At 50.1% G+C, this 26,189-nt stretch carries 28 protein-coding genes; 9 read left to right on the top strand and 19 right to left on the bottom strand.

The window, feature by feature from the left end:
* The 16 genes from WBL42_RS04630 to WBL42_RS04555 all read right to left on the bottom strand — a co-directional run.
* Positions 1-352 (bottom strand): two-component regulator propeller domain-containing protein (locus WBL42_RS04630; protein WP_424720095.1); only part of this gene is annotated, 352 nt, incomplete at its 3' end.
* A complete protein-coding gene (locus WBL42_RS04625; RefSeq protein WP_424720094.1) occupies positions 330-821 on the bottom strand; it encodes a chemotaxis protein CheD in 492 nt (163 codons plus the stop codon). The genes WBL42_RS04625 and WBL42_RS04630, both read right to left, overlap by 23 nt.
* Before the next feature lie 17 nt (positions 822-838).
* Positions 839-1,450 carry a chemotaxis protein CheC gene (locus WBL42_RS04620; protein WP_424720093.1) on the bottom strand — a complete coding sequence of 204 codons (612 nt, stop codon included), beginning with the start codon at positions 1,448-1,450 and terminating at the stop codon, positions 839-841.
* Between the two features lie 9 nt (positions 1,451-1,459).
* A complete protein-coding gene (locus tag WBL42_RS04615; RefSeq protein WP_424720092.1) occupies positions 1,460-3,397 on the bottom strand; it encodes a chemotaxis protein CheA in 1,938 nt (645 codons plus the stop codon).
* Entirely contained in the window at positions 3,390-4,430 is a 1,041-nt protein-coding gene (gene cheB, locus WBL42_RS04610; RefSeq protein WP_424720097.1) for a chemotaxis-specific protein-glutamate methyltransferase CheB, read from the bottom strand. Before cheB ends, WBL42_RS04615 begins: the two co-directional genes overlap by 8 nt.
* Before the next feature lie 4 nt (positions 4,431-4,434).
* Positions 4,435-4,797, bottom strand: coding sequence for a response regulator (locus tag WBL42_RS04605; protein ID WP_424720091.1), 363 nt, complete (start codon positions 4,795-4,797; stop codon positions 4,435-4,437).
* A gap of 67 nt (positions 4,798-4,864) precedes the next feature.
* Positions 4,865-5,674 carry a CheF family chemotaxis protein gene (locus tag WBL42_RS04600; protein ID WP_424720090.1) on the bottom strand — a complete coding sequence of 270 codons (810 nt, stop codon included), beginning with the start codon at positions 5,672-5,674 and terminating at the stop codon, positions 4,865-4,867.
* A gap of 76 nt (positions 5,675-5,750) precedes the next feature.
* On the bottom strand, positions 5,751-7,019 hold the full coding sequence (locus WBL42_RS04595; RefSeq protein ID WP_424720089.1) for a hypothetical protein: 1,269 nt from the start codon (positions 7,017-7,019) through the stop codon (positions 5,751-5,753).
* A gap of 28 nt (positions 7,020-7,047) precedes the next feature.
* Positions 7,048-8,691, bottom strand: a complete 1,644-nt coding sequence (gene flaJ, locus WBL42_RS04590; protein ID WP_424720088.1) for an archaellar assembly protein FlaJ — start codon at positions 8,689-8,691, stop codon at positions 7,048-7,050.
* A 1-nt stretch (position 8,692) separates the two neighbouring features.
* A complete protein-coding gene (locus WBL42_RS04585; protein ID WP_424720087.1) occupies positions 8,693-10,561 on the bottom strand; it encodes a type II/IV secretion system ATPase subunit in 1,869 nt (622 codons plus the stop codon).
* A 1-nt stretch (position 10,562) separates the two neighbouring features.
* Positions 10,563-11,294: an ATPase domain-containing protein gene (locus tag WBL42_RS04580; protein WP_424720086.1), complete on the bottom strand. Its 732-nt coding sequence runs from the start codon at positions 11,292-11,294 to the stop codon at positions 10,563-10,565.
* A gap of 19 nt (positions 11,295-11,313) precedes the next feature.
* Positions 11,314-11,829, bottom strand: a complete 516-nt coding sequence (locus tag WBL42_RS04575; protein ID WP_424720085.1) for a hypothetical protein — start codon at positions 11,827-11,829, stop codon at positions 11,314-11,316.
* 6 nt (positions 11,830-11,835) lie between these two features.
* Positions 11,836-12,378: a flagellin gene (locus WBL42_RS04570; RefSeq protein ID WP_424720084.1), complete on the bottom strand. Its 543-nt coding sequence runs from the start codon at positions 12,376-12,378 to the stop codon at positions 11,836-11,838.
* A 3-nt stretch (positions 12,379-12,381) separates the two neighbouring features.
* Positions 12,382-13,314: a hypothetical protein gene (locus WBL42_RS04565; RefSeq protein WP_424720083.1), complete on the bottom strand. Its 933-nt coding sequence runs from the start codon at positions 13,312-13,314 to the stop codon at positions 12,382-12,384.
* Positions 13,315-14,183: 869 nt separating this feature from the next.
* The gene (locus WBL42_RS04560) at positions 14,184-14,792 is read right to left on the bottom strand and encodes an archaellin/type IV pilin N-terminal domain-containing protein (protein ID WP_424720082.1); all 609 of its coding nucleotides are present in this window, start codon (positions 14,790-14,792) and stop codon (positions 14,184-14,186) included.
* Between the two features lie 14 nt (positions 14,793-14,806).
* Positions 14,807-15,391, bottom strand: coding sequence for an archaellin/type IV pilin N-terminal domain-containing protein (locus WBL42_RS04555; protein WP_424720081.1), 585 nt, complete (start codon positions 15,389-15,391; stop codon positions 14,807-14,809).
* 291 nt (positions 15,392-15,682) lie between these two features.
* Between WBL42_RS04555 and WBL42_RS04550 the strand changes: the two genes are divergently transcribed.
* A complete protein-coding gene (locus WBL42_RS04550) occupies positions 15,683-16,537 on the top strand; it encodes a hypothetical protein (protein WP_424720080.1) in 855 nt (284 codons plus the stop codon).
* Positions 16,538-16,675: 138 nt separating this feature from the next.
* On the opposite strand, the gene WBL42_RS04545 is transcribed toward WBL42_RS04550, so the two are convergent.
* Entirely contained in the window at positions 16,676-17,053 is a 378-nt protein-coding gene (locus WBL42_RS04545; RefSeq protein WP_424720079.1) for a translation initiation factor IF-5A, read from the bottom strand.
* Positions 17,054-17,152: 99 nt separating this feature from the next.
* Between WBL42_RS04545 and WBL42_RS04540 the strand changes: the two genes are divergently transcribed.
* Together WBL42_RS04540 and WBL42_RS04535 are read left to right on the top strand one after the other, a co-directional pair.
* Complete coding sequence (locus tag WBL42_RS04540) at positions 17,153-17,935, top strand: bifunctional fructose-bisphosphatase/inositol-phosphate phosphatase (RefSeq protein ID WP_424720078.1); 783 nt, start codon at positions 17,153-17,155, stop codon at positions 17,933-17,935.
* A gap of 5 nt (positions 17,936-17,940) precedes the next feature.
* Positions 17,941-18,753 (top strand): NAD(+)/NADH kinase, encoded by an 813-nt coding sequence (locus tag WBL42_RS04535; protein ID WP_424720077.1) that lies wholly within the window; start codon positions 17,941-17,943, stop codon positions 18,751-18,753.
* A gap of 307 nt (positions 18,754-19,060) precedes the next feature.
* Here WBL42_RS04535 and WBL42_RS04530 read toward each other — a convergent pair whose 3' ends face one another.
* Positions 19,061-19,267 carry a hypothetical protein gene (locus WBL42_RS04530; protein WP_424720076.1) on the bottom strand — a complete coding sequence of 69 codons (207 nt, stop codon included), beginning with the start codon at positions 19,265-19,267 and terminating at the stop codon, positions 19,061-19,063.
* A gap of 118 nt (positions 19,268-19,385) precedes the next feature.
* Between WBL42_RS04530 and WBL42_RS04525 the strand changes: the two genes are divergently transcribed.
* Genes WBL42_RS04525 through WBL42_RS04515 form a run of 3 tightly spaced genes read left to right on the top strand, consistent with a single transcriptional unit; the run spans position 19,386 to position 21,953 of the window.
* Entirely contained in the window at positions 19,386-19,877 is a 492-nt protein-coding gene (locus WBL42_RS04525; protein WP_424720096.1) for an amino acid-binding protein, read from the top strand.
* Positions 19,874-20,860: a homoserine dehydrogenase gene (locus WBL42_RS04520; RefSeq protein WP_424720075.1), complete on the top strand. Its 987-nt coding sequence runs from the start codon at positions 19,874-19,876 to the stop codon at positions 20,858-20,860. Before WBL42_RS04525 ends, WBL42_RS04520 begins: the two co-directional genes overlap by 4 nt.
* Positions 20,844-21,953 (top strand): sugar-specific transcriptional regulator TrmB, encoded by a 1,110-nt coding sequence (locus tag WBL42_RS04515; protein WP_424720074.1) that lies wholly within the window; start codon positions 20,844-20,846, stop codon positions 21,951-21,953. Before WBL42_RS04520 ends, WBL42_RS04515 begins: the two co-directional genes overlap by 17 nt.
* 45 nt (positions 21,954-21,998) lie before the next feature.
* Here the strand turns inward: WBL42_RS04515 and WBL42_RS04510 are convergent, their stop codons facing one another.
* Entirely contained in the window at positions 21,999-22,715 is a 717-nt protein-coding gene (locus tag WBL42_RS04510) for a type 1 glutamine amidotransferase (RefSeq protein ID WP_424720073.1), read from the bottom strand.
* Positions 22,716-23,510: 795 nt separating this feature from the next.
* Between WBL42_RS04510 and WBL42_RS04505 the strand changes: the two genes are divergently transcribed.
* The 3 genes from WBL42_RS04505 to WBL42_RS04495 all read left to right on the top strand — a co-directional run bounded on the left by WBL42_RS04505 (position 23,511) and on the right by WBL42_RS04495 (position 26,068).
* Positions 23,511-23,963 (top strand): type IV pilin, encoded by a 453-nt coding sequence (locus WBL42_RS04505; RefSeq protein ID WP_424720072.1) that lies wholly within the window; start codon positions 23,511-23,513, stop codon positions 23,961-23,963.
* Positions 23,964-24,414: 451 nt separating this feature from the next.
* Positions 24,415-24,882, top strand: a complete 468-nt coding sequence (locus tag WBL42_RS04500) for a type IV pilin (RefSeq protein ID WP_424720071.1) — start codon at positions 24,415-24,417, stop codon at positions 24,880-24,882.
* Between the two features lie 715 nt (positions 24,883-25,597).
* On the top strand, positions 25,598-26,068 hold the full coding sequence (locus WBL42_RS04495) for a type IV pilin (protein ID WP_424720070.1): 471 nt from the start codon (positions 25,598-25,600) through the stop codon (positions 26,066-26,068).
* Positions 26,069-26,189 lie beyond the last annotated feature (121 nt).

Genomic DNA, 26,189 nt, shown 5'->3' with positions numbered 1-26,189 from the left:
GGATACCCTCAGGACAGCCAATCCAGAGATTACCGTCTGCGTCAAACTCAATAGTGGTGATATAATCGCTCATCAGGCCCTCAGAAATATTACCAAGGTCGAGATGCCTGGTAGACCAGGTTCCGTTATATGCAGAAAGTCCAAAGGAGGTAGAAATGATGACACTTTTATCGGGACTGCTCACCATGTCTGTGATCTGGGCAGAGTGAATCATATCATGAGATGGGATGAACAGCGTGATGGTATACGGGACAGCCGGGGCTGACTGATTTTGCAGATCTGCCGATACTGGTACAAAAAGAACGAGAATCAGGATAAAAACAACAATGCTAGAGTTCGGCTGTTGTGCCATCTGCTCTCCGGATGCTGAACTTACCGCTGTTGGCAGGGAGGAACGTTACCGATCGCCCGCATTTGCCGCCCACGTCTTCCCTGGCAACGTGGATATGGTGTTCCTCCAGGAGAGCCCTGACCTTGATCGCATTTCTTTCACCGATATTGAGATTGGCACCGAAATACTCAAACATTGCAGCTCCCCCCGCCATCTTTGCGACCAGGGACCGGTTTTTGCAGCCCATGGCATTGAGTTCCTTGATGATTGTCGGGACTGCAGTGTCCGCATATTTGCCCGGCCGGTCGTTCCGTCCGGCACTCTCCGGCAGCATGATGTGGACCATGGCCCCGACTTTGAGGGAATCGTCATATAAGGTAAGGCCGATGCAGGATCCCAGTCCGATCGTCATCATGGGAAACGAGCCGACCCGGTATTCGCCAATCCCGATCATCGCGGTCTGCTCATTTTTTGAATGTGAATCGGGCATCGTCTTCACAACGCTTATTAAATACTTTTCATCATGTTTTCCATCAGTTCAACAATTCTAGCCAGTGTGGAAGGTTCCGGGAGCATAATGATATCGCTGTCAATCTTATGCTCCTCACAGACCAGTTCTGTGGAGAAGAGCAGGACATCATCGACCTCTTCCGACATCTGGGCAATCAGGCTTGACATGGTTGCATGCGCCATGTCAAGGCTCAGGGCCGGTGGTGAAGGGAGCATGATAAATCCGAGCAGTTCGGCAGTGGCATCCAGGAATGCCGAGACCATGATATTGCCCACTTCCAGCAACGCGCTCTCGTCCATCTCGTTCATAGTCCGGTTCATATCGGTCAGCCCGAGCATAGTGTTGGTCAGGCGTATTGCGGACTCACGGGAAATATAGAAGATGATATATCCCCCGTGGGGGATCTCGCCCTGGAGCTCAAAGGCGACCATGGCGGCAGATTCCTCCCCCATATAGTTCCCGAGTTCTGAAATATCGATCGCCTTGATGGCGGGCACACTCATCTCCACGGTACTGCCCAGCATCTGGGACAGGGTGGTTGCTGCGTGTGCAGCGCCAATATTTCCGAGTTCCTGGATTGCATCGGATTGAACGCTTGTTAGTTTCATGTCTGACTCCTACACCATCGTATTTACGTCAAGCACGGGCACGACATCACCATCTCCGAGGATAGTGACGCCGCTGACGCCCCGGGTGTTCCCGATAAACCTGCTGAGGGGTTTTACAACGACTTCCTGTTTGCCTTCGACAACGTCCACGGGAATACAGCACTTCCTTTTCTGGTATTGTACAATAATTAGAATCTCACAGACCGCCGATGATCCCATCATATCGCTCAGCCAGTATATCTGGAGCACCTCATCCCGGAGCAGGATCGCCTCACCCTTGCCGATGTGGTGGGTAGTGTCACGTTTGAAATTTGCCACCTCAACAATACTGCTTATGGGTATGGCGAGACGCTTGTTGTTTATCCGGACGATCATGACATCGACGATTGCCATCGTCGGCGGGAGGAGGAGCTCGAACCGGCTGCCTTTCCCCTCCGTGGTTTCGACGCGGATTGTGCCTTTTAAGGCTTCAATGGATCGCTTGACCACATCCAGCCCCACCCCCCGCCCGCTGATGTCCGTGATCTTGTCAGCAGTGGAGAAGCCCGGCTGGAAGAGGAGATCGATTGCCTGATCCGTAGTAAGGGTATCAGACGCTTCCTGGGTAAGCAGCCCTTTCTCGACTGCCTTCCTCTTCACTTTCTCAATATTGATGCCCCCGCCATCGTCGATCAATTCGATGATGACATTGTCCCTGTCCCGGTGGGCGGACAGCTTGACAAATCCTTTCCTGGGTTTTCCCGCGTTCTCCCGCACCTCCGGTGATTCAATTCCGTGGTTGACCGCGTTCCGGATCAGGTGCAGGAGCGGGTCGTTCAGCCCGTCCATCACACTCCTGTCCAGCTCGGTCTCCCCACCTTCAATGACAAAATCGACTTCCTTGCTGTCGTACTGGGCGACATCACGGACAACCCGCGGCAGCCGGTTGAATATCTGGTTGAGCGGGATCATCCGGATGTTCATCATCAGGTTCTGGAGATCCGATACCGATCGATCGACCATGCCAATCGCTTCATCCATCTCCTTGATGTGGTGCTGTTCAGCGATCTGCTTGAGCCGGCCCCGGTTGATCACGAGATCCTCGACAAGGTTCATGATATGGTCGAGCTGGTGGATGTCGACCCTGAGGTGTTTGATCTCACGGTTCTTGTCTGGCCCGGCAGCTTGTTTTTTATCAGTATCCACACCTTTTGGTGACGGGGATTCCTGTTTTACTGACGGTTTTATCTCAACATTGGCGATTTCTGTGCCCAGCGCTGCGGTTTTAAGTGCCTCTTCGCCGGCATCGCTCGCAATACGGAGATCCAGCGATCCGTCAAACTTTCCCTCATCGATTGCCACTTTGGAAGGAGTTATTGATGTGATGGTTCCCAAGGCCTCAAGATTACCGATTGCAATCATTGCCCGCACATCTTTCATCATGCACTCGCTTGCAACGGTTATCCGGATGTCGTACTCGGGAAGGTCCCCGGTATCAGGAGATGGCGCTGTATCCGGATGAGATTCTTCCGGGACTGATGACGGGGAGGGAACCGGGTGACCGGTTGTTTGCGCTTTGCCACCCCGTTCCCCGAGCCATGACTTCAGGGCGTGGACCTGTTCGTCAGGATTTTTGGATGATGTGTCTCCCCCGGATTCTACATCGTCGATCATCTGTTCGAGTACATCTGAACAGGCAAGGAGAATATTGCCCAGCTCCTGGGACATCTCCGCGTTGCCGCTCCTGATCAGCTGGAAGACATCCTCCATTGCATGGCAGAGGCGTTCCATATCGGCAAAGCCCATCGATGCCGAAGCGCCTTTCAGGGTGTGGCATGACCTGAAGATCTCATCAATGGCATTCTGGTCCGCTCCTTTTTCAAGAAGGAGGAGGTTTTTCACAAGGTTCTCATGGTTTTCCCGGGACTCTGCGACAAAAAGACCCCGGTATGCCTCAAACTCAGACATAGGTATCCTCCATCTGGAGTACGGTTCGTTCGATCTCCCGTGCCAGCCGGTTGAGCGGGAGAACCTTGTCAACAGCATTCTTCTGGATAGCGGACCTGGCCATTCCATAGACAAGGCAATCCTTCTCGTCGCAGATGAGGCTTATGCCACCGGCCTCTTTGATTGCGTGTGCCCCTTCCCCCGCATCGTTTCCCATGCCGCTCAGGATAACCGAGACGATATTTTTCCCATAGACATGGCTTGCGGATTCGAATGTCTTATCGACTGCCGGACGGACTGCGTGGACCGGTGGAGTATTGGAGTGGATAATCCGGCCGGTTTTTATATTGCTGGCGTTCATATCGCCGCTGATGATGGTGTGCACACCGGCCTTTGAAAGGAGGATCTTCCCGGTCTCGATCACGTCCCCGTTCTCAGTCTCCTTGACCGGCATCGTCGCGATGCGGTTGAACCTCTCGGCGAGTGCCGCAGTAAATCCCGTTGGCATATGCTGGGTAACCACAACACCTGCGGGGAGGTCTGAAGGGAGCTCTGCCAGGAGCGTATCGAGCATAGGTGGCCCGCCGGCAGAAGAACCGATGAGCACAACCCGTTCAGCCGGGCCCCCCTTAACACAGGGCTTATGCTCGGCAGGTTTGGAAGGAAGAGTGACGAGATGCTTGATCTTTGAGACCAGCTCATCCCCGATCTCCCGCACATGGGGGATATCCTTGGGTTTGAGCATAAAGTCGTCAGCACCCAGCCGGATTGCCTGGTGCGTCATCTCTGCATCCCTGGATGTCAGGGAACTGACCATCAGGATCTTGGGGTGACGCTTGTATTTCCTGAGCTCTTCAAGTACCTGGATACCATTCATCTTAGGCATCTCGATATCGAGGGTGACCAGGTCCGGCTCAAGGCTCTGGATCTTCTCCAGGGCATCAATTCCGTTGGATGCCGTTCCCACTACTTCTATTGACGGGTCTTTGGTCACCATATCCCGGATGACCGTCCGCATGAACACGGAGTCATCAACGATGAGTATTTTCACCATAACGTCAGGACGCAAGGACGTTCTTGACTTCTTCGAGCACTTTAGGGGCCTGGAACGGCTTGACAATATAGCCTTTGGCACCGGACTTGATGGCAAGCTTGACCATCTGTTCCTGTCCCACCGCTGTACACATGACAACCCGGGCAGCGGGATCAATTGCCTTTATTCCTTTCAATGCCTCAATGCCATTCATCTTGGGCATCACAACGTCCATGGTGACGAGATCCGGTTTAAGTTCCTTGTATTTTGCCACAGCCTCTTCCCCGTCCCCGGCCTCACCGGCGATGGTATGTCCACCGGAGAACAGGATATTTTTGAGAAGCGTTCTCATGAAGAGGGTATCATCTACGATCAGAATCTTTCCCATTGACGATCAAGTACCTGATTGGGATATTATTACATAAAACAGTATGGGATTAAAGAAACGAGGGGTTTTAGTTTGTTTGAGATTTTGTGGCGTCGGAAATATACCGTACGCCTTTTGTGGTGAGCTGGACTTCCCTCCGGATTGTAACTACTTCAGCAATCCCAAGGTTGAGGATTTTGTCGTAGATTGAATCGAGTTGTTTATGGGGAAGATTCAGCATATTCTCGATCGCATGGGAGTCCATGCCGGAGTAAATAAGCATGGCAACCTGCTGGTCGACACCGTCTAGTTCGGTGCCTTTCATATCCATGCCTTTTGTGGTCTCCTTGAGGAAATTGTAGAGAACCTGGAGTGTTGAAAGCGGGCAGAGAACGAAGCTCGATACAACTTCACCGGATTCCAGGTGATTGATCCTGACTACGTCTGTTGGCTTGTTCTGGACTTCCCGTTTCGTGAGTTCGATGGCGGCAACTTCCATGACCGGTACGCAGATCTGTTTTGTGGCACTTACAAACCAGATGCCGGAATGAACGACGACGACACTGCCTTTCTCCCACTGGGCATCCTTGATCATGACACCGCCTTTGATTGCAGGCGACATGAAGTAGGCCATCAGCCGGTAGGCATTGCAGGACCCAAGAATGAGTTTCTTTATGACTGCCAGTACCTTTTCCACGGAAAGTATTTTGTAAACAACCTCGGTATCCGTTTTTACGGTAATGATAAGGACATTTTTCCTTTCGGCCACGTCAGAAACAGTCTTAAAAAGGATCTCCTTGTTGACAGGTTCCGGCAATGCAATCCGGTCCTCACCCACACCGATCTTGACAACGACCCAGGTATTGTTGTGTTCAATCTTTGCCGGGACTTCTTTCATGGTACCTCTCGGGATTTCTTAAGAAATTTTTCATACTATGGAATATATGGTAATTACGTTTCTGTTGTTCCTGTGTTTATTTTATTCCATTGGCAGGGGGCTGGTTTTTCTCCTTCGGTTTCTGGACAACGCTCATCCTGTCGAACATGTCCTTGAGTTCATTCTCGATCTCCCCCGCGGGCGCCTTGAAATCCTTGAGTTCACGCAGCAGGCTGACGTCTTTCTCCTTTTTAACCGTTTTTACATCAGACGCTATGGAACTGAGAAGATCCTCGTCACTGCCACCGGAAGCGCTGGCAAAGGAGGCCATGTCGGACTGGACGTTGACCTGATCCTCTGACATATCTGCACCTTTTGGGGCATCCGATGGCACCCATGCAGTCTTGACAACTCCGGAATCAGCCGGGGGTGCAGCGGGTGATGGTGCCGACGGAGCAGGGTCCTCATGTGCAGCAGCCGGCTCAGCAGACGTGCCTCCCATCCCCACCATATCGTCATCGGGTTCCACGTCGTCAAGGCTCAGGTTTTCAAGATCGCCGAAATCGGCATCAAGTGTATCCCCGCTGTCCAGGCCTTTGAACGCATCAAGTCCCCCATCACCGGAAGTCCCCTCATCGGCAGGCAGTGAAGCCAGGCCGGCGGAGTCTTCCGGTGATGGCATGGATAATTCAGGTTCCGGAAGTGGAAGGCCGGATCCTCCGGTTGTGCCCTCCCCGTCAGGAGATGGGAAGGATGCAACCTCATCATCCAGCCCGTCAAGAAGTCCTGGATCGAATTCATCGTTTGACAAGCTGAGGAATGGATCGGTATCTGTAGCAGATCCCCCGGTCCCCGGGCCCGCCCCTCCAAGCGGTGGTGATGCGGCTGTGCTGCCCGTTGCCGCGGGAAGTGCACTCTTTGTCACCTTCTCGCTGACGGTTTTATCGAGCATCTTGTTGATATCTTCGACTTTCTTACCTTGTTTTGCCCTCGCACTGAGGATAGTGCCGAGGGACCCCACGGAACTCATGAATGCATTAATGTGGAGCCGGATTCCCCCTGTTGTCGCAGGGACTTTTGGTTTGGTCTCCTTAGCACCGGTTTTCTGGACGGTTTTTTCTTCTTTCCTTGGAGTCTTCTGACCAGAAGACGGTGCGGATTTCTCAAAAAATTTCATTTCATCAAGGCGTTTGAGAAGACCGGTCTTCTTCACGGAAACAAGTTTTGTACGCACTTCGTCGATGGTGGCAAGACCCAGCAGGAATGGCATGATAATTACGATAATTATCATCATGCAGAGCAGCTGGATAAGGGTAAAATCAAAGAAAATCAGGATTAACCCGAACACCAGGATGGTAAACAACATGAGTATTCTGCGTATTCGTGCGTCCACTTCAACCTCCGCTTGCTGATGTTCCCGCTGATGCCATTTGCTGCAGTCCCTCCGGGCTGAAGAACATGTTCACGCCAATGGGTGCGACAAGGAGCACAAGTCCCGTCAATGTACAGAATAATGCCGCATAGAAATAAAACATATACCTGTCCCCGCCTCCTACAATCCGTGCAGCCGTGATATTGGATATCGTAATAATTGTCAGGATAACTACCACGAAAAAACCCATATCTTTTTCAGGGAAATTCGTAAACATGCTGAGCCCGCCAAGTGCACCATTTGCCGACATCCCGCCTCCGCTCATACCGGCTGATACCGACGCGGCTGAAGATGAATTCTGGAACTGTGCCATCATTGAACCTACAGAACCGGTCAGGACTACCATGATACGGAAGAGGGCAACAAAAATCCCTGCCATCGCCACATGCATCGGTACGAGCAGGACGATAAAACTTTTCGCATGCATATCTTTCTTTTCCCGCAGCAGGGTTTGTTCAAGCATGGATGAACCCACAACTGTGCCGATAGCTTCCGGTGGACCGCCAAGGGTGATTGTGTCAAGATAAATGTTGAGATATTTATAGATAAGATTGCTGCCGGATTCGCCAATGAACTTGTCCCAGATCTGTTTGTCGTCAAGCCCGAGATTCATCTTGGAATATACCGAGTTGACCAGCGGTTCGAGTGCCGTCAGCGATTTCTTGTCGATCGTGCCAAGTGCATAAACTGCCGTTGTGCCCTGTCCTCCCATCACGGCACCAAAACTCCTGATGAAGGTTGAAAAATCATTGTCCCGCATCGTGATGTTGGAATCGTCAATAAACCCGATGATCCCAAGAGGTGCCATCAGGACACCAATAAGGATATAGATCATTCCGGCACTGACGCCAAGAAGGGCAAGTACGATAACAGCCGCGATCGTTAACGGGACAATAATCCGTTCCATTGCATGGATTGTCTGTTGTTCCCTTGAGGAGTGTGCCGTGAGGCCATGGGATTTGGGATCATCCGGTACAGACTGGTACATCAGGAGATTGCCAAAGAAACAGATGACAAGAATAATCGCATATGCGATGTTGAGGGTCGATTGCGTGCCCGCAGGGGAATAGATCGCTATGGAGATCATCATGGTGACGGCAATGACCGTACCGGACAGGAGCATTGCGATATAGGCGTCTCCCCATTTTTTCAGCAGCTCGAGACCCTGTTCGATCTGGCTCCGGTATACGCTCCGTACGGTTGCCAGCTCGTTCTTCAGGAAGTCATCATCAGGCTGGCCGGATTCTATTGCATTTGCATACCGGTTCAGCATGCTCTGGAGATTTGTGTTTTTTGTGCGCTCGGCAACGATACTGAGGGACTCAGAGTAACTGTAACCCCACTTTTTGACATACGTATCGACCTTGGCGATGTATTTTGCCGATACGTATTCCTTGCGGTTTGCGGCATAAGAAAAAATTTCCGGGCGGGCGGCACTGGCGAGCGCAAGGGATGCCATGTATGTATTCATGAAGAGCAGGTCCGCGCTCATCTTCTTGTTTTCCGTGACCTGGGCCAGAGTTTCCTTGATGTCCTCTATCGTGGAGGCAAACGGGAGTTGCCTGCTTTCCTTGGCTTCGGCTGGATCGGGAACAGGATCAGCCATATCATCCACCGATTGTCAGGAGCCCCTGTTTCTTGATCTTTGTCATCATATGGAACAGGTCCCAGAACTTAGTGTACCCGGCTTTGTGGAGCCTTTCCAGGATCTTTGCCCGTTTTTCTACTTCAAGGTAAATCTCGGCTTTCCGGCTGTCAGGGATGCCCAGCATCGTGGCAATCTTGTTTTCGAGCAGGAACGAACTGCCTTTCCCTGTCCAGACGAATGTGTCCGATACCGGCTCCCAGGTGAACATCTGCACAAACGTGAACCCCTGTGTCTCGGCATTGAAACCGACCAGCTCGTTGCAGCTGATCATCCGGCGGACGAGCTGCCCGTCAGGGCGCTTTACTGCACTCTGGATGACAACAAGGTTGAGGTTATCCACATAGGTCTTGGGAATATTGATCGGATCCCCGCAGAGACGCTGGATCAGTTTTTCAACGGAAGCCGCGTGGAATGTGCTCATTACCGGGTGACCTGTCTGCATGGCACCGAAGGCAACGGCTCCTTCAACCCCTCGGATTTCCCCGACAAGGATCTGGTTGGGACGCTGACGAAGTGCCGCTTTCAGGAGATCAAACATCGATACTTCACCAGCTGCCCCTCCGCCTTCTCCTTTGCCCTTCGCAAGCGCAACTTCGCGGATCCAGTTGCGGTGAGGAACGTTCAGTTCGGGCGTATCCTCGATAGTGACGATCTTGTTCTCCGGTGGGATGAATGTCGTAATTGCATTCAGGAGTGTTGTCTTCCCGCTTGCGGTCTCACCGGAAACAAAGAGTGACATCCCGTACTCAACACAGATCCAGAGATACGCAGCAGCCAGGTAGTCGATACCATTACTCTCGACGATATTGAGGATGCTTAAGGGGACCTCGTTCACTTTACGGATGGTGAAGTTGCTCCCGTGCCGGGAGATGGCGGTCCCGTAGACAATGTTGATACGCGAACCGTCGAGAAGGGTTGCATCGATGACCGGGTTCCGGTAGGTGATGGGGCGCTTGATCCGCTCCGCCATCTTGACAACGAATTCATCAAGCTCACTGGATACCTTGAATTCAATAACGGATTTCAATCCTTTGAAGATCTTGTGCTCAATGAAGATCGGGCCTACGCCGTCACAGGAGATATCTTCGATGTACGGGTCTGACAGGAATGGCTTGAGGACTCCCATGTCGATCTTGTCACGGATCAGCAGGTATTCGATGGCGCGGTATTCCTCGTTGGTGAGGATCACTTTTCCATCGGGAGTCATGGGAATCTGGAACTTTTTCTTGACATTCTTCATCTTGTCTTTTGCCGTGAAGTCTGTGTTGAGGAAATTCGTAAGCTTCGATTTGAAATCCTGCTGGCCGGGCCCCCCCCCGGTGAGTGTTGCTATATCAACGTTCTTCGGGCGTGTGACCGCTACGTTTGCCAGCATCTTCTTGATCACTTCGGCCCGTTCCTTGTCGCTGATAGGATCTTCTTCAAGTGCATCGATAAGATCGATTAGTTTCGTCTCGATGACCGGCAGCATTTGGCTGACACTGTGGAGGAAAGACGGTTCGATCGGGATATAGAAGTTCCTGACATCATCAGGGTCGGGGAGAATATGGACGAAGGTGGTGTCATTTACCGGGTATATGATGTTGGGACTCTTCATTGAACGGAGGTCTTTTTTCAACTCCGACAGGAAGAGCGGAATCCCATAGGTATTGACCGGGAATGTGTGGAGGTATTCGAGGAGATGAGGGCTGGCCCTGACATATTCTTTGGCATTGGCCGGAAGCATCTTGTAGAGCGCACTGGATTCGATATCATTGTAAAAATCGATGGTGTTATCTATGGTTTCAGGCTTGAACGGCAGATTGACCGCAACGGATAGTGTACCCATATCAGACCTTCGCAAAACTCATCGGGATGACCTTCATGCCATATCCCGGATGGACTTCGAAACTAACAAGGTTTCCGGTGGTCTTTCGTGCGCCCCTGACCTTGATGACTTCCATGACCATCACGTATTTATCGCCGACCAATGCTTTTTTCATGTTCAAGTGGGCATCGCAGATGGACCGGATCCGTACAAGCGTGTCTTCCTCAAAGGCGTAGGTGTGGAGCGTGACAAGGATGGTCTTGCCGTGATCAACAAGGGATTTGCAGTTGGTGAAGAAGGTGAGGATGGCATCGGTCTCGGCATATTCGGTAAACAGGGTCAGGGAATCGACAATAATTACCTGCGACTTGCTCTGCTGGATGTGGGTTATGAGGTGGGCAAGGATGTTGACCATCTCCTCTTTCTTCCATTCGAACCCGACCACGTGGAGGGGGAAGATCTTGAGGTAGCCCCAGGCAAAATATTCTGAGATATCGAGGCTCATTGATTCCATCTGTTTGATGAAACTCTTGCTGGTACTCTCCGTAGTGAAGAGATCGACGGACAGGCCCTGTTTCATAGCCCCCCAGATGATCTGCTGGGTGAGCACGCTCTTGCCGGTATCGTTCTCCCCTTCGATGAGGGTCAGGGACTCCATCGGGAGACCATCGGCTATCTTTTTATCGAGCTCGGTGTTGCCGGTCGATATGATCCGCCGGTCTTCACCTCCCATCAAATCTGATATTGTTGCCATCCTGAATACTCCCTGGATATTATGGATTCAATACTGCAGAATATGCAGAAACCCCGGTGCTCGTGGTAAACTGGAAGTTTTCCAGATGGAAGAGGTCCGGACTCTCCCCGGCAGGAATATTGGCCCTGATCCTCAACGTCACTCCCGGGTCCAGTTCTCCTTCATGAATGTTATCATTTACAAACCCGGCGATCTGCCATCTCCCCGGATCCGGAGTTCCGGTTTTTGTGCTGTCATATGTCAGGTGTGTATACCCGTTTGATTTATCAAACGAAAAAACATCCAGATGAGGCAGGTCAGTGACCGTCTCTTCTCCGGTATTCGTGATATTGAAATTCATGTAGCTGCTGTTATCAATCCACTCATCAGACACGATGATACTGGTTCTTAGCCGTATCTCGTTCAGGAGCGTCATATCTTTCTGGGCCGTGACTACGGTTTCGGCGGTCGACAATGTACCCCCCACAAGAAGGTACGCTACCACGACAAGAAGGAGCACTCCTATCGCGGCCCCGATCAGTTCTGCAACGGCCACGGTATTTCAGCTCCCCGCGGGATTGAATGCCGCGAAGTCCGTAGATCTCCAGATCCCATCGGGAAGTATGAACTGGAAGTATACCGTGTCTCCGCTGGACGGTGAAGGTATCTTATCCGTATACACGGTGATCAGGAGAGTCTCTCCCGGATCCCAGTACTGGTTATTATTGGTATCATACAATTCTGCAGTCCATGTCCCGGAATTTCCGCTATATCCATAATCGTAGGTAAGGCGATCAAAACCGCTGTCGGCACCGGCAAAGACGTCTGACCGGTTGGTGATATCAGACAGCGGTATCCGGGAACTGCCGACATTTTTCATCCAGATTTGTGCAACACCGGGATTCTGTGGTGATCCCCCATTATAATTGGCAAATGAGGTTACGATCTTGAAATCCGTGCGGAGACGTTGGTCAGATTCATGGGTGGCAGACTGGAATGTCCCTGCCATAGTATATACAACCGGGAAAACCGCATTGATGAGCACACCTGCCGCTATAACAGCAGTGATCAGGAACATAGCGGTAGTGAATGTCTCGGCAGACATCTATCAGATCCTGTCCGGGAGGTTCATCCATTCTTCATCTTTCTCTTTATTATGAGACGAACTTTTCTTCTCATTGAGTGAGATTGTGGACAGATCTATACGTTCTTCAGGTTTTCTCCCGGGAACGACAGGCTCCTGCTGGCGCTGCTCCATCATGACCTCGATCATATCGCGGTCAAGGGAAGTATCGTTTGGCGTCAGTATCCTGTTGAGTGCATAAAGTTCGGATACGAATTCATCGGGGCCCACCTCATGCTCTTCGCCAAGGTTTGCCGGCATCAGGCGGGATATTTCACGTATTTCGTCAGCGGATTCCTTGGATATATACCCCATGACCCGGTAGGATTCCAGCATGATCTCAAGCCTGTCATGGCCAAATTTCCTTACAGACTGATGAGTCCATTTGAAGAGTTTGTAGACTTTCTGGAGCCTCAGTTTTTCGTTTGCCTGGGGCTGGGCCGGAGTGGGGGATACCGTTGCCTTGTGGGGAGCTCCGATCTGGGATTTCAGCAGTGCCAGCATCTGGTCTTCGAGAACTTTTTTGTCTTCGTTTGCTGGTGAGCCAATAGGTTCAGGTTGTTTTTTGACGGGTTCATTTTTAGCTTCTGTATCCATTTTTGCTTTTGTTGCGTCCATCTGCGATTCTCTGGCATCGAGGGCCGCTTCTCGTGCCTCAAGCGCGGATTTCTGGGCATCCTTGACATCGGCATCCAGGCCGGGTGCAATGCCCGGTGCTCCAGCTCCGCCGCTGCCCGGGATTGACAGGGTGAACGGGTTTTCCAGTTCGTTCATACGTTCCCGTATGTCCATGAGAAGACGCTTGATAGAGGTCTTTATGAGGTCGACTTCCCGTTCAAGGTTCTGGAGCTTTACTTCCGGATCATCTTCGGAGGCAGCAGTGATGATGTGGTCAACCTGTGCCTGATTTACCGCCATAGAGTATCTATTCGTTATATCACATTTTTAATTAATAAACATTCTTATCGTAAAACAGGCCGGGAACGCGCTATGTTGTAATTTATAAGAAAATGCGGGGGTTATTTCAGGACTTTCTGAATTGTCCTCCAGGGCCGGATATACAGATATGTACCTGCATATAATACCCGTGCGTGACTGTTGTCATTCAGAAATGAGGATATGTTACATCTTTTTTCCCGCCAAAATAACCGGCAATATTTTCGTAATAGATGTTTCTGTGCCGGCTGCAGATTATTCCAGCTGAAACAATGAATTCGTCGTTGATATTTTGGATATTATCTGAGGTTCCCCGGGGTGTTCTGCGTGAAATATACTTATGGGGATGGTTCCTGATACAATGGTTGGTGGGACCTGTGAATGCCGTATTTGTCTTGTGGAATTCATAACGGGCTCCGGTTGGACAGGAACAGAACATGAGCTACGGTCCGATTTCACAGACGTCTAACTGGCAGTAACCGCAACCCTGAAATTGATGCAGGTGGGGGTACTCCTGCTGTGGATATACCATAGAAATCAGCGAGGATCTCAATAATAGAACTTCCCTCTGCCATGGAATTGCATACAGCCTCCGGAGTCGTGCACCGGTTGGAAGAATCCTGTGCCGGGAACCACGTACAAAAACACTCCTGCTACGACACCACGATAAGCAGGGTTACAATCACCCGCTGTAAAGCATTCTTCTCAATTTTTAATAAAATCCCTTCTTTCATCTCCATTCGTGCAGTGCAATGTCATACAGGTTGTCCGGAATTAACACCAGAACTCATTGCCTGACCTGATCGGGAAATAATGAATCCCAGGAAAGTGACTAAAAAAAAGGAAAAAAATTAGTAGAGTGGCTGGACTGCGGTGAGGCCACCGGGGATGGTCCTTGCGATGGGAAGAACTGCTCCAACCGCAGGCTGGAAATTAATTGTCAATTGTGTATTTGGTGTTGCGCTTGTAGGTACCCCCACTGTGATAATCATTTGAGCACCATTATCGAGCATCGCACCAGTCGTTATGTTATTGATTTTGTCGGATATGCACCAGCTTTGGGGAGCGGTACCGCCAAGTGAATTTGTACACGCAGATCCTTCCTGGGCAACGCCCTCATAGGTCAAATTTGCATTGTGACCGCCGTTATTATCGTTATATGATACTACCATCGCAGATAAGTCGATAGGAGTACCACCTGCAGTGAGTGAAACAGTCGTGTTAACATAGTCCAGGTAATTATTGGTGGCGTCTTTAACCCCGTAAACGTTCCCGACCAGTTCCATACTTGAACTGGCCTGGCTCACGCCCGTGTGGACCGTGGACTGGGCCGTCTGCGATGTGAAGAACCCTGCGCCAAGTACCACGTACGAGAACACTGCCGCAACCACAACGAATGCGATCAGCACGATAGCGGCTTCAAGGCCGGTGAATGCATCTTCTGAATACAGATTTTTCATTTCTTTCACCCTCCTCAGTATACCTCATACCACGTGTTGGCAGTCATTCCCGCGGGGATCGTTCTGGCAATTGGCAGAGCCGCTCCAACGGGAGGATTAACTTCAACAATAAACGGGGTATTGGTGCCCATTTGTGCTGATGTGAAACCTGGCTGGATCGTTACAAGGACCATCTCGCGGGCATTTAACAATCCTCCGTAAGTGGTCTGGCCCGGGTCAACAGGTGTATTTTGTTTTACCCAGGATAACGTTGCTGTAGAATTCGTAAAGGTCTTGACCATTGAAGAGGTGGAAACCGTATACGTTACTTTACTCATGTCCACCCCGGTTCCCCCCGCAGCAAGCTGGAGGTAGAAGGTAATATTACCAATGGTTGCCCCATCTGCTTCTGCCTGCACACTGACCGGTCCTGATGGTTCAACTGCCGACGTTGTCTGTTGCACACCTGTGTGCACGGTCTGCTGGGCCTTCTGGGTTGTAAAGAACCCGGCGCCAAGCACTACATAGGAGAACACTGCCGCGACGACAACGAATGCGATCAGCACAATCGCCGCCTCAAGGCCAGTGAATCCCTCGTCATTGGATTTACGCGAATTCATAGATTCACCTTAAGTAAGATAGTGGACACTGGCGTATACCAACGTCCCTGTGTGATAAAATGTTATTATTGTATTTATAAGTTTTTCTTATTTTGAAAAATGATATTCAGGATTATGGGATTTTTTTGCTAAATTACCGTTCAGATCCCGCAGTTTTCCAATCTTCTTCTTACCTGTGGCCGTCGGTAGTTCACAGGATCCTGTTTGTTTCTATTCATAAATCTTCCTTTTTGATCCTGTAATTTTACCGTAATATTTATGTGGGAAAAATCAAGAGGTACCTTGATCTCCATGGACAAACAGGACATGATGTATCTGGCAGCCGGGTTAATACTCGTTCTCGTCATTGCCTTAGTCATAAAGCCCATGGTTACCGGACACCCGGTGGATACAGGTATTTCCGTTGCCACTACAACTCCCCTGCCCGTTGCCGTGGCGGATCAGCAAATTGTGAGCCCGGAACCTCATATTGTACTAACTTCCACCAGCGTTATTCCGACCCCTACTCCTTCTCCCATCCCCTCGCCGGTACCGACATGGAATCCGAAAGTGACCCAGACGGTTGCTTTTGTAAATCCTTCAACGTACGGTGTATCATTTAACCAGTCCATACCCGCGGGGACCCGGATTAACAGTGTTCCTTATGATACCAACATGACTACTTTTGCTACCATTGCATCGAATAATGGCAGCAGCGGAACAACCGGTATCATGTATGTCCCGTTTCCCTATTGGGAACTCTGGTATACCGTAGATCCTGCCGGCCCTGCGAGCGGCAAAGGGCAATCGTTCAGCAGTTCGACAGTCACGGTCGGACCGACCAGCGGCATGAAAGGCAGTGGAAGTTCCCAGACGGTTATCCAGGGATCGTTTTCCGTGACCAACCCCCAGTTCACCATCAATGTGATGGATGGGAACGATCCCAACCGGATCGTCAGGACCATCACGCCCCCGGGAGGGTTGGATTCCTCACTCTGGGTAACAACAACCGATGCGGATGGGAACATTATATCAACGGATCCAAGACCCTGGATAGAGAAATTTTTCGAAGGGCAGAGAAATTATTATTTCATCATCACAGCTCATTCTCTCAGTTCCTATTCAATTCAGATCCGTGTCCCTACACGCTATATCGGGAAATACTGATAGGCCTTTGTTTTTTCGGGAACCGTTATACAAAAGTTCCGAATGCACTATAATGGTCACATGTTCACGAGGTGAAACACGGATACGGAAAAACCGGTTATTAAAAAAAGGAAATTGATCCGGTATTGGGAAAAATAATCAATCGAATTTCTTCTTGCCCATCGATTCGATGTACATGTATTCCTTACCAACTTCGATTGTGCCTTGTTTTTCTTCAGGAATCGGGATCTCAAAGTTAGTGAAGTCTTTCATGTCCATCAGCTGGGCAACGGTCCCGGCAATGGATAGTACCTGGCCGCTTTTGCGCTCCACCACAGGTACATATGTCTTGGCAGATACCGGCTGGACGATCGATCTCTTGACGCCGTCAAAAATTCCCACGGCATCGATACGTGCCTTGGCAGCACCGTGTTTTCCCGGTTTGGACGTGGCAATACCGACAACTTTACAGGGCTCATCCTCGATGACGATATAGCGTCCTTCCTTGATCTTTCCGATTTCAGTCTGTTCTTTCATTTCAATCACACCTAATTGTCATAAATGGTAAACGCGTTAGTAATTTATTTCTGTTGCATTACATAAATACAACGTTAAGAAAATGGAAGCCTGGTTGTCATGAAAAAAGATTTTTTCTCCGCATGTGATGTCATGGCCGGATCCGTGGAAGAGAGTATCCGGGATCTTGTCGGGACACCTGAAGGGGGAAAGATCGTTAAAATGGGTGCCGACTTAACCCCCACAAAACTTATCGATCAGGTTGCCGAAGACTGTGTCATAAGTTACTTACAGGACAACCCCTTGTGCTCCCTGCTCATCAGTGAAGAAGCAGGGAAGATCGAATTTGAAGGGGGGACTGGAACCATATACCTGGACCCGGTTGACGGTACATTCAATGCAGTGGCGGGTATCCCGTTCTTCGCACTCTCCGTTGCTTATGCCGAGGAGGGTGTCGTCACGAAAGCGTATGTACGCAATCTCTCGAGTGGTGAGACATTTACTGCGGAGAAAGGACACTATGCGCGGTGCAACGGGAAGTCCATACGTGTCTCGGATCTGTCCAATCTGGATGAATGCGCCATGAGTGTCTACAGCAGGAAATTCGATCCCGGTCGTGTCCTGCTGCTCGGCCAGAAAATACGGCGCTGGCGCCTTTTCGGGGCGTCTGCACTCGAACTCTGCTATGTGGCTGATGGTCGTATTGACGGGTTTATTGATCTCAGGGGGACCCTGCGGGTGACCGATGCAGCGGCCGGAATGCTCGTCTGCAGTGAAGCCGGTGGCAGTGTTACCGACCTGAACGGGGATGCGATACGGTTCCCTAATGAAGTAACCGCCGGGCGGTGCCTTGTCGCGACAAACGGGAACCTGCACCATAAAGTGATTGAGTATCTGAGGTGAACCGGGTGAAGATCGCAGTTGTTTCGCGGATAGACAACCCGGATGCGCTGGCATTTGCCAGGAAGATCCGGAGTTCACTTACAAAAAGCGGGTGTGATACCCTGTTCGATCAGGACACGGCCCGGGCGCTTGGACTCGAAGGCATCCCGCTGGCAAAAATTCATGCCGATGCGGTCATTATCGTCGGGGGGGATGGTACGATCCTGAGGACAATCAGTGAACTGCACCACCCGATCCCGGTGCTCGGTATCAACTGGGGGGAAGTAGGATTCCTTGCCGACCTGGAACCTGAGGAAGCCCTCGATTTCATCAGCACCATGCCAGATGGTTTTTCCGTAGAGGAACGGATGCGGATCTCCCTCTTTAAAGACGGGAAACGTCTTGGTGTGGCATTAAACGAGGCCCTGATCGTAACTACCCGCCCGGCAAAGATGCTCCATTTCTCCATCTCGGTGGATGGCAGCGTTGCCGATCATTTCCGTGCTGACGGGCTCCTGATCAGTACTCCTACGGGTTCCACCGCGTATGCCATGAGTGCCGGGGGGCCGATCGTTGATCCCCGGATCCACGGTTTCCTCCTTGTTCCTCTTGCCCCGTATATGCTGTCATCCCGGCCCCACCTTATCTGCGATAACCGGAGTCTTGAAATCTCCCTTGAGAGTGCAAAGCCTGCAAATCTCGTCATCGACGGGCAGCAGACGATCGAACTCGGGATATCCAGCGTGATCCAGGTAGTCCGGTCAGAGTACCCGGCGCTGTTTGTGGATGTAAAACGGAATTTCTTTGAAAAAGTTGACAAAAAACTCAGGAATTTATAGGATCTTTTTTTAATATTCTGTCCCTGTCCCCATCAAAGTCGCCAATGTGGGGAGTACTCTTCCCGGTTCTGTAGAACCGGATATGAACCTGTATCTTCATGCCGGAATCACAAAAACCGATAAAGAAATGCGGTATATGCGAGGGCTCCCCGCCTCAGGGCCTCTCCGAGACCCGGCGGGGCAGGGAGTTCTCCAGCATTTTTCTTGTGGGGTCACTAATCCGCCGCGGGGGGCGCCCCATTGGGGGCGGCGGAGTTCATCGTAACTGAAGGTTCAGAGGTAAACCTCCACATTAACTTTCCCTGCACTACAGATTTTCATAGGAAAACCTGAGGGGATATACAATTCTCATGAACATTCTTTGGAACCGTTTGCTCTGCAGGATGGCTGTTTCAGCGGCGGGAACGGCGGGATCACGAGCGTTAAAAAACCCGTGAATTCTTCTCAAGCCTGCCATTCCTTTTGAGAGCAGTCTCCCATTCGGAGGCCATCTTTTTTTAATGTTTTTCACCATGCCCGTTTCTCCGCGTTCACATCTCCGTTTTTACGGCTCATCATGTCCGGATAACCAAAATAAAGACTTATCTTGCAGGGCGTTCTACTAATTGTCAGGTGGTTTTGTGCAGGTCTCCATGAAACTCGAGATGAACGATTCTCCCGGCCAGCTGGTGGCCGCTCTCAAACCGATTTCTGATGTAGGGGGCAATATCATTGCGGTCATCCACCAGCGGGAACCCGATCTCGCAAAAGGGACACTGAATGTCCAGATCGTTCTTGAGCTGCCGGATGGCAAGCGGGAGAGACTCGTGGAGCTCCTGCAGGAACAGGGAGTGCATATCCAGCGTATCGGGGAAGAGCGCCTGTTGTACAAACGGACGGTGATCATGATCGGCCATCTTATGCACACCGACCTCTCGGATACCGTGGACCAGATCGATTCTACCGGGTTTGCTGAGGTCAGTGAACTCTCCATGAGCATGCCGGCCGTGAACCAGCGCTCCTCCTCCCGGATCACCATCAAGGCCCTGAGTAAGGTGGATATGGAGTCTGCACTCGCCATCCTCCGCCGGGTATCTGCACAGAAATCCCTTCTCCTGATTGAACCCCTGGAGGAGATCGCATGAAGGTTGCGATCATCGGGCTTGGATCGGTAGGGAAAGGCGTTGCCGGGATGCTTGCAAAGAAAGACCTCGGGATCCAGGTCACCGGTGTTGCTGATTCCCGGAGCGGTATCATCAGCCCGGCCGGGATTACTATCGGTGAGATGCTTGCACACAAACAAAAGACCGGTTTGTGCGGGAGCACAGATATAGCAGCGGATGATGTGGTAAAATCGGCAGACTACGACGTTCTCATTGAAGTCTCACCGACCAATGCACTTACCGGGGAACCTGCTACCGGCTATATACGGGCAGCCCTTGGCCGGAAAAAACATGTCGTTACCTCCAACAAGGGGCCTATTGCCCTTGCATTCCACGATCTCCGGGAGCTGGCCCGGAAGAACGGGGTTGCACTCCGGTACGAGGCAACGGTGGCCGGAGCAATCCCGATCATGCATACGCTGGAATACGGTCTTGCCGGAAATGAGATCCTCGCCCTTTACGGAGTACTGAACGGGACCTGTAATTTTATCCTGACCCGGATGGCGGATGAGGGGCTTACGTATGAACAGGCCCTGATGGAAGCCCGGGAGATGGGGTACGCTGAAGCGGATCCCACGTACGATGTGCAGGGTATCGATGCGGCGATCAAACTGGTGATCCTTGCCAATACGATCTGGGGCAATAGTGTGAAACTCAGTGATGTCGATCGCACGGGCATTGATCTCCTGACCGCGGATGCACTCAGGCTGGCCGAGGAAGAAGGATGCACGATCCGCCTGATTGCAGAAGCGATGCCCCGGAAAAACCTGATCCGTGTCTCCCCGAGGATCATTTCCAAGAACCATCCTCTCGTGGTTGAAGGTACGCTGAATGCCCTGACCCTTGAGACCGACATGGCAAAGGAGATCACCCTGATCGGGAGGGGGGCTGGATCCATAGAAACGGCAAGCGCCATCATCGGCGACCTGCTCTTCATCCGGGACCGGTATGTCCAGCGTACTTGAACACCGGCGCGATTACCTGCGCATGATGCGGCAGTTCACTCTGGACAATGGTTTTTTTACGGTGACCGATATCCAGAAATCCGCCGGCATTCCCCGGAGCACGGCACAGGACTGGGTAAACCGCCTTCTCCGCGAGGGCTGCGTGCTCATGCGGGAAGAGAAACGGGGGAGGACGGCTGCACGCTACGCCGCGATCAGTGCCATGCCCTCAAGTACCTGCCGGCGGATCTTTACCACCGTGGATGGCGATGATGTTGCCATATACCATGAATGTGTGAGCGGGGCCTGTGCGGCGTTCTGCGGGTATCACCATACCCTTGCCGGGGGTGTTTTGTCAAAGGTGAGCCGTGACGGGACGCTGCTGCGCGAATCGGCAACAATCGGCAGCAGGGACATTGAGGTGGGTCTTCCCCCGCTCTCTGCAGTCGGTATCTTCGGTATTGAACGGGCCGGGGATACCATCACCCAGCACATCCGCTGCATAGGCGGCCCTGCCTATTCACTCTCGGACATGATGTCCCGAGCGGAAGGAGTGATCCATGTCGAATCTGCTTCCCGGAACCATATCGTGGAAGGAAAGATCCGGACAAATACTCTTATGCAGGTTACGATTGGCATCGATGATACGGATACCCGGGAGGGGGGGGCAACATTTGCCCTTGCCCTTGCCCTGCTCAACCACATCAGCCGGATCAAGGGAGTGATACCGATCAGCCACCAGGTCGTCATGCTGAACCCGGCTGTTTATACCAAGACAGCCGGGAACTCGGCCAGTTATATTGAGGTGGCAGTGCTCCCGGCCCGGTACGGCACCCTTGTTGAGAAAGTGAGGAGGTTCGTTGCTGATGAATCCCTGTCCGACGACTGGGGGATAGCGATCAGGACCGGCCTGCACATGCCGGAAGGTCTCCGGGAGTACGGAAAGATGGTCCGTGGTATGGTTGTGGCCCGGACCGTTGCCGAAGCGACAGCGGAACGCTTTGGGATCTCATTGTACGGGGGCAATGGAGTCATCGGGGCGCTCGGGGCTGTTGCGCTGACGAATCTTTCCCACGAGATCCTGCTGGACCCTTCCAGGGATGTTTTTACCTAGGGGAAATCCTTGCATCAGGATATTATCCGGTGGAACACATGTTTTTTAATCGTGTTTTTCAGAACTCACCGGAAATCCACTGTGCGTCCTGGTTGTGGAGCAGCCAGTAAACTCTTCAGCAATCAATCCACAGAGCCGTTTGCTCTCTGCAAGATACCGTGGCGTGTCGCGGGCGATTTTCTCTTTCTGATGAATCTTCAGGTCTTTTGCCCAGTCCCGGATGATCTTATCGGTAAGCTCAAGGTGAAACTGGAGTCCGAGTGCATTCCGGCAGGAGAATGCCTGGTTGCGGACCGCGCTCCCGGAAGCCAGCAACCGGCCGCCATGGGGAATTTCGAATGTCTCCCCGTGGAGCTGGAAGACGTGGAACTGTTCCGGGAACCGGGAGAATATTCCCGCAGCATCCGGTCTGCGATCAAGCAGGGACCATCCGGTTTCGTTCACGTACCTGTATACCCTGGCACTGTATGCGGATGCGATGAGCTGGGCCCCGAGGCAGATGCCGAGGATTTTCTGGCCGGTTTTTACGGATCTGCGGATGAGTTCCTTCTCCTGTATGAGCCAGGGAAATTCTTCTTCATCGTTGACGCTCATGGGCCCGCCAAGAAAAATGAGGTGGGTTGCATCCCGGAGGCGTGGTACTTCATTTGTATCGTACAGCCGGATATATTCGAACGGGATCTCCTTCTGCCGGAAGATGGTCTCTAAATAACCGGCGGGTTCACGGGGGACATGCTGGAAGATGGCGATCTTCTGATCCATACCCGGTTTCTGTTGTTGACGGGTATTAAACAGATGCGGTCTTTGAAGACTGGCAGACTATTTCAGGAAACCTATTCATGGTCCTTGATCATTCCTGCACAGATCTGCAATATTTCCGGATACCCGACAACTGTTTACGGTCCATCGGATATTTTTTAATCTGCGCGTGCCGACAGTTCACACTAACTGGGCAATCGTGGTTCCTGTTTCCAGCAAGGACCTCCACGAGATTTTTTAACAAAATTTCGGTAAATTTTGTTTATCAAGTATTTTATCCTGTATTTTTATCCTGTATTGATTGATCAGTATCATCATTCCAACAAGATGCTGATAATACCGGATTCTATTCAGCCAATGTATGTCAGAAGTTTTTGAATTGGCTATCTGATCTATCTGGATCAGATATGGTATCATGATCCAAACATCAAAATTCACCAGTATTCCCGCGTTAATATTAACACAACTTTTTCTGAAATTTAAATTCTCTTTTAAGATATCGTTGTTAAATCTGAAACAAATCCGTTATAAAATATTCCTGTATTTTTACTCGAAATATCCAGACTTTAGCTGATGTCCTTATTTATAAAATACAGTATTATGCCGGAACTGATGCAGATAAATGTAAAGCATACTTTCCTTTATTATCTGTTAATACTCCAGAATTCAATGTGAATTTAATTTTCATGACTTTCTACACTGCCAGTTTCCAAAGAAATGTTTATATATGTTTACTGGAGATAATTTCTTTACACATTGTCATGTCCATGGTTGGGCATTATTCAGGTGTTTGAGATTATGGCATTTACCAGAAAAAATGATGAAGCAGTATCACCGGTCATTGGTGTGATCTTAATGGTCGCAATCACGGTGATCCTCGCGGCAGTTATCGCCGCGTTCGTGTTCGGTATGGCAGGAAACATCACCAAGACCAAGGTCGTTGCGGCGACGATGTCCCGGCCTAATGCAACTGCAGTTATCGTAACGTACTCAGGTGGCCAGGATGCGGCAACGCTCATAGGGCTTAACTTTACGGTGGGAGGGGCAGCAGCAACTCTGAATGGCGGATCTCCTACCCCACCGTCTGGCACAGCATATACTACAAGCAAAAATGGTATTGTTCTGTTAGGCGATGCAAGTATTCCTGTCGGGACATCTTTGTATTTAACTGCACCCACCAACAGCAATATCGTTGTAGACGGTATATTTGCTGATGGTTCAACCCAGGTAATCCTGCAGAATACAATCTAACTTTTTTTACAGCGTTTATTCTCCAATCTGAATCTTCCAGAATATGCCGGAAAAAGGTCAAGTACCCCCGGGATCTTACGCGCTATCCCCGCTAATTTAAAAAAACCAATATTTCGCTGTCTCTTTACGGAATTTTGAGAAAAATTCCGGGTATCGAAATATGCGATAATCTTCAGACTATAAAAAAATGCTCCACATCATATTTATTAAACTCTGTAAGTTTTGACACAATGGAAAAAAATTTCATTAAAAAATTTCATTATTTTTTATTATAGAACGCGCATACTAAATTTATCATCTTTCCTTATACTACACTATTCCGAACGGTTTTAATTTTTTGACCAACTAATACCTTGCATTTCAGATACGAACATCTATATACAAGTATAGTAAATAGACTCTTTATACATTGTCATGTCCATTGTCGGGCATTTTAAGGTGTTTGAAAATTATGGCATTTACCAGAAAAAATGATGAAGCAGTTTCACCGGTCATTGGTGTGATCTTAATGGTCGCAATCACGGTGATCCTCGCGGCAGTTATCGCCGCATTTGTGTTCGGTATGGCAGGAAACATCACCAAGACCAAGGTCGTCGCAGCAACGATGTCCCGGCCGAATTCAACTACGATTATCGTAACGTATTCGGGTGGGCAGGATGCAGCAACCCTTATTGGGCTTAACTTCACGGTAGGAGGAACTGCGGCCAATCTGAATAACGGTGGCACAGCACCTTCCGGCACTGCATATGCAGGTACTGGTGCTGGTGTTTCAACCAGTGGAGGCCTTGTTCTCAATGGCGGTACAAGTATGCCTGTTGGAACCTCTCTCTATCTGCCTGCACCAACGAACAGCAATGTCGTTGTTACCGGTGCATTCGCTGACGGTTCAACCCAGGTTATCCTGCAGAATACCATCTAATCTTTTTTATTTAGTCCATTCCTGATTCAGGAATACCGGATTATTCATAAAAAATTCAGGACTCTTCTTCAAAAATTTCAAGGTAAAGACATTGTATTGATAAGTTCGGGATCCTTGCAATATGTTCAACCCGAACATCTCGAAATGTTTTTTCAGGCCGTCAAACAATATCACGCTGAAATTTTATTAAACGAGCCGGGGTGTTTTGATAAAAGATCTCCTGATGAATTGCAGGGTAGTCAATATCGTGACAATTTTTCCTTCACCCACGATTATCGGTATTATGCTGCAAAAGCTGGGTTAAAAACATGCTCATCAAAAATAATCCGGGTGCATCCATCCATGCCTCCATCATCACTACTGTATAAAACAATTCATTATTTCTATCATGGGATCTGATACAAAAAAATCATTTTTCGAAATTCTCTAAGGAATCTTCTATTTGCGGAAGCAGTGTTCGAAGAACCCTGCGGGTTTTTGCGCTTTTCATCTCTTCAGGATTCAATATGCCGAAGTCATCAAGCGCGTCAACAATCAAAAACAATGATTTCTGTATGGCACCTAATTTACATCAGATTCTCCGGAAATTCCAGAATTATGCAAATTTTTAGTTAGGCCTTGAGAATCTATAAATTAAGAAAAAGTTAAATTTATATATAGACACATGAAATAATTTAAGTACACATTGTTAAGTTCATCGTTGGGCATAGTATCGGTGTTTAAAACAATGAAATTTACCCCAAAAAATGAAGACGCTGTATCTCCGGTCATCGGTGTAATCCTGATGGTCTCAATTACGGTGATCCTGGCGGCAGTTATCGCCGCATTCGTATTTGGCATGTCAGGAAACATCACCAAGACCAAAGTGGTTTCAGCGTCTATAAACCGGCCGAATCAATCTATGATTGTTGCAACGTATTCAGGGGGACAGGATGCTGCAACCCTTATCGGGCTTAACTTCACTGTTAATGGACAACCGGCAATTCTTGGAGTAACTGTACCCTCAGGCACTGCATTTGTGGGTTCAACCCCTTCGCCAAACAACGGTGGTCTTGTTCTCAATGGTGATACGAGTATTCCTGTCGGAACTTCTGTTTACCTGATGGCACCCTTGACCAGCAATTTTATTATTACCGGGGCATTCAGTGATGGTACAACACAGATCATCCTCCAGGGAGCTCTTTAATCTTTTTTAATGGGAATCTCGCCGGGCTCCGGGCTACCTGGAAACCGTAAAAATTCTTCTGAACTCCGCTTGTAGCAGATAGCCTGTACGTGTCACGATCGGGATAATCAACGGATACGAT

Source organism: Methanoregula sp. (assembly GCF_049686655.1).
Lineage (GTDB): Archaea > Halobacteriota > Methanomicrobia > Methanomicrobiales > Methanospirillaceae > Methanoregula.
The sequence above is the reverse complement of the archived record's forward strand: the minus strand, read 5'-3'. Positions and strand labels throughout refer to the sequence as shown.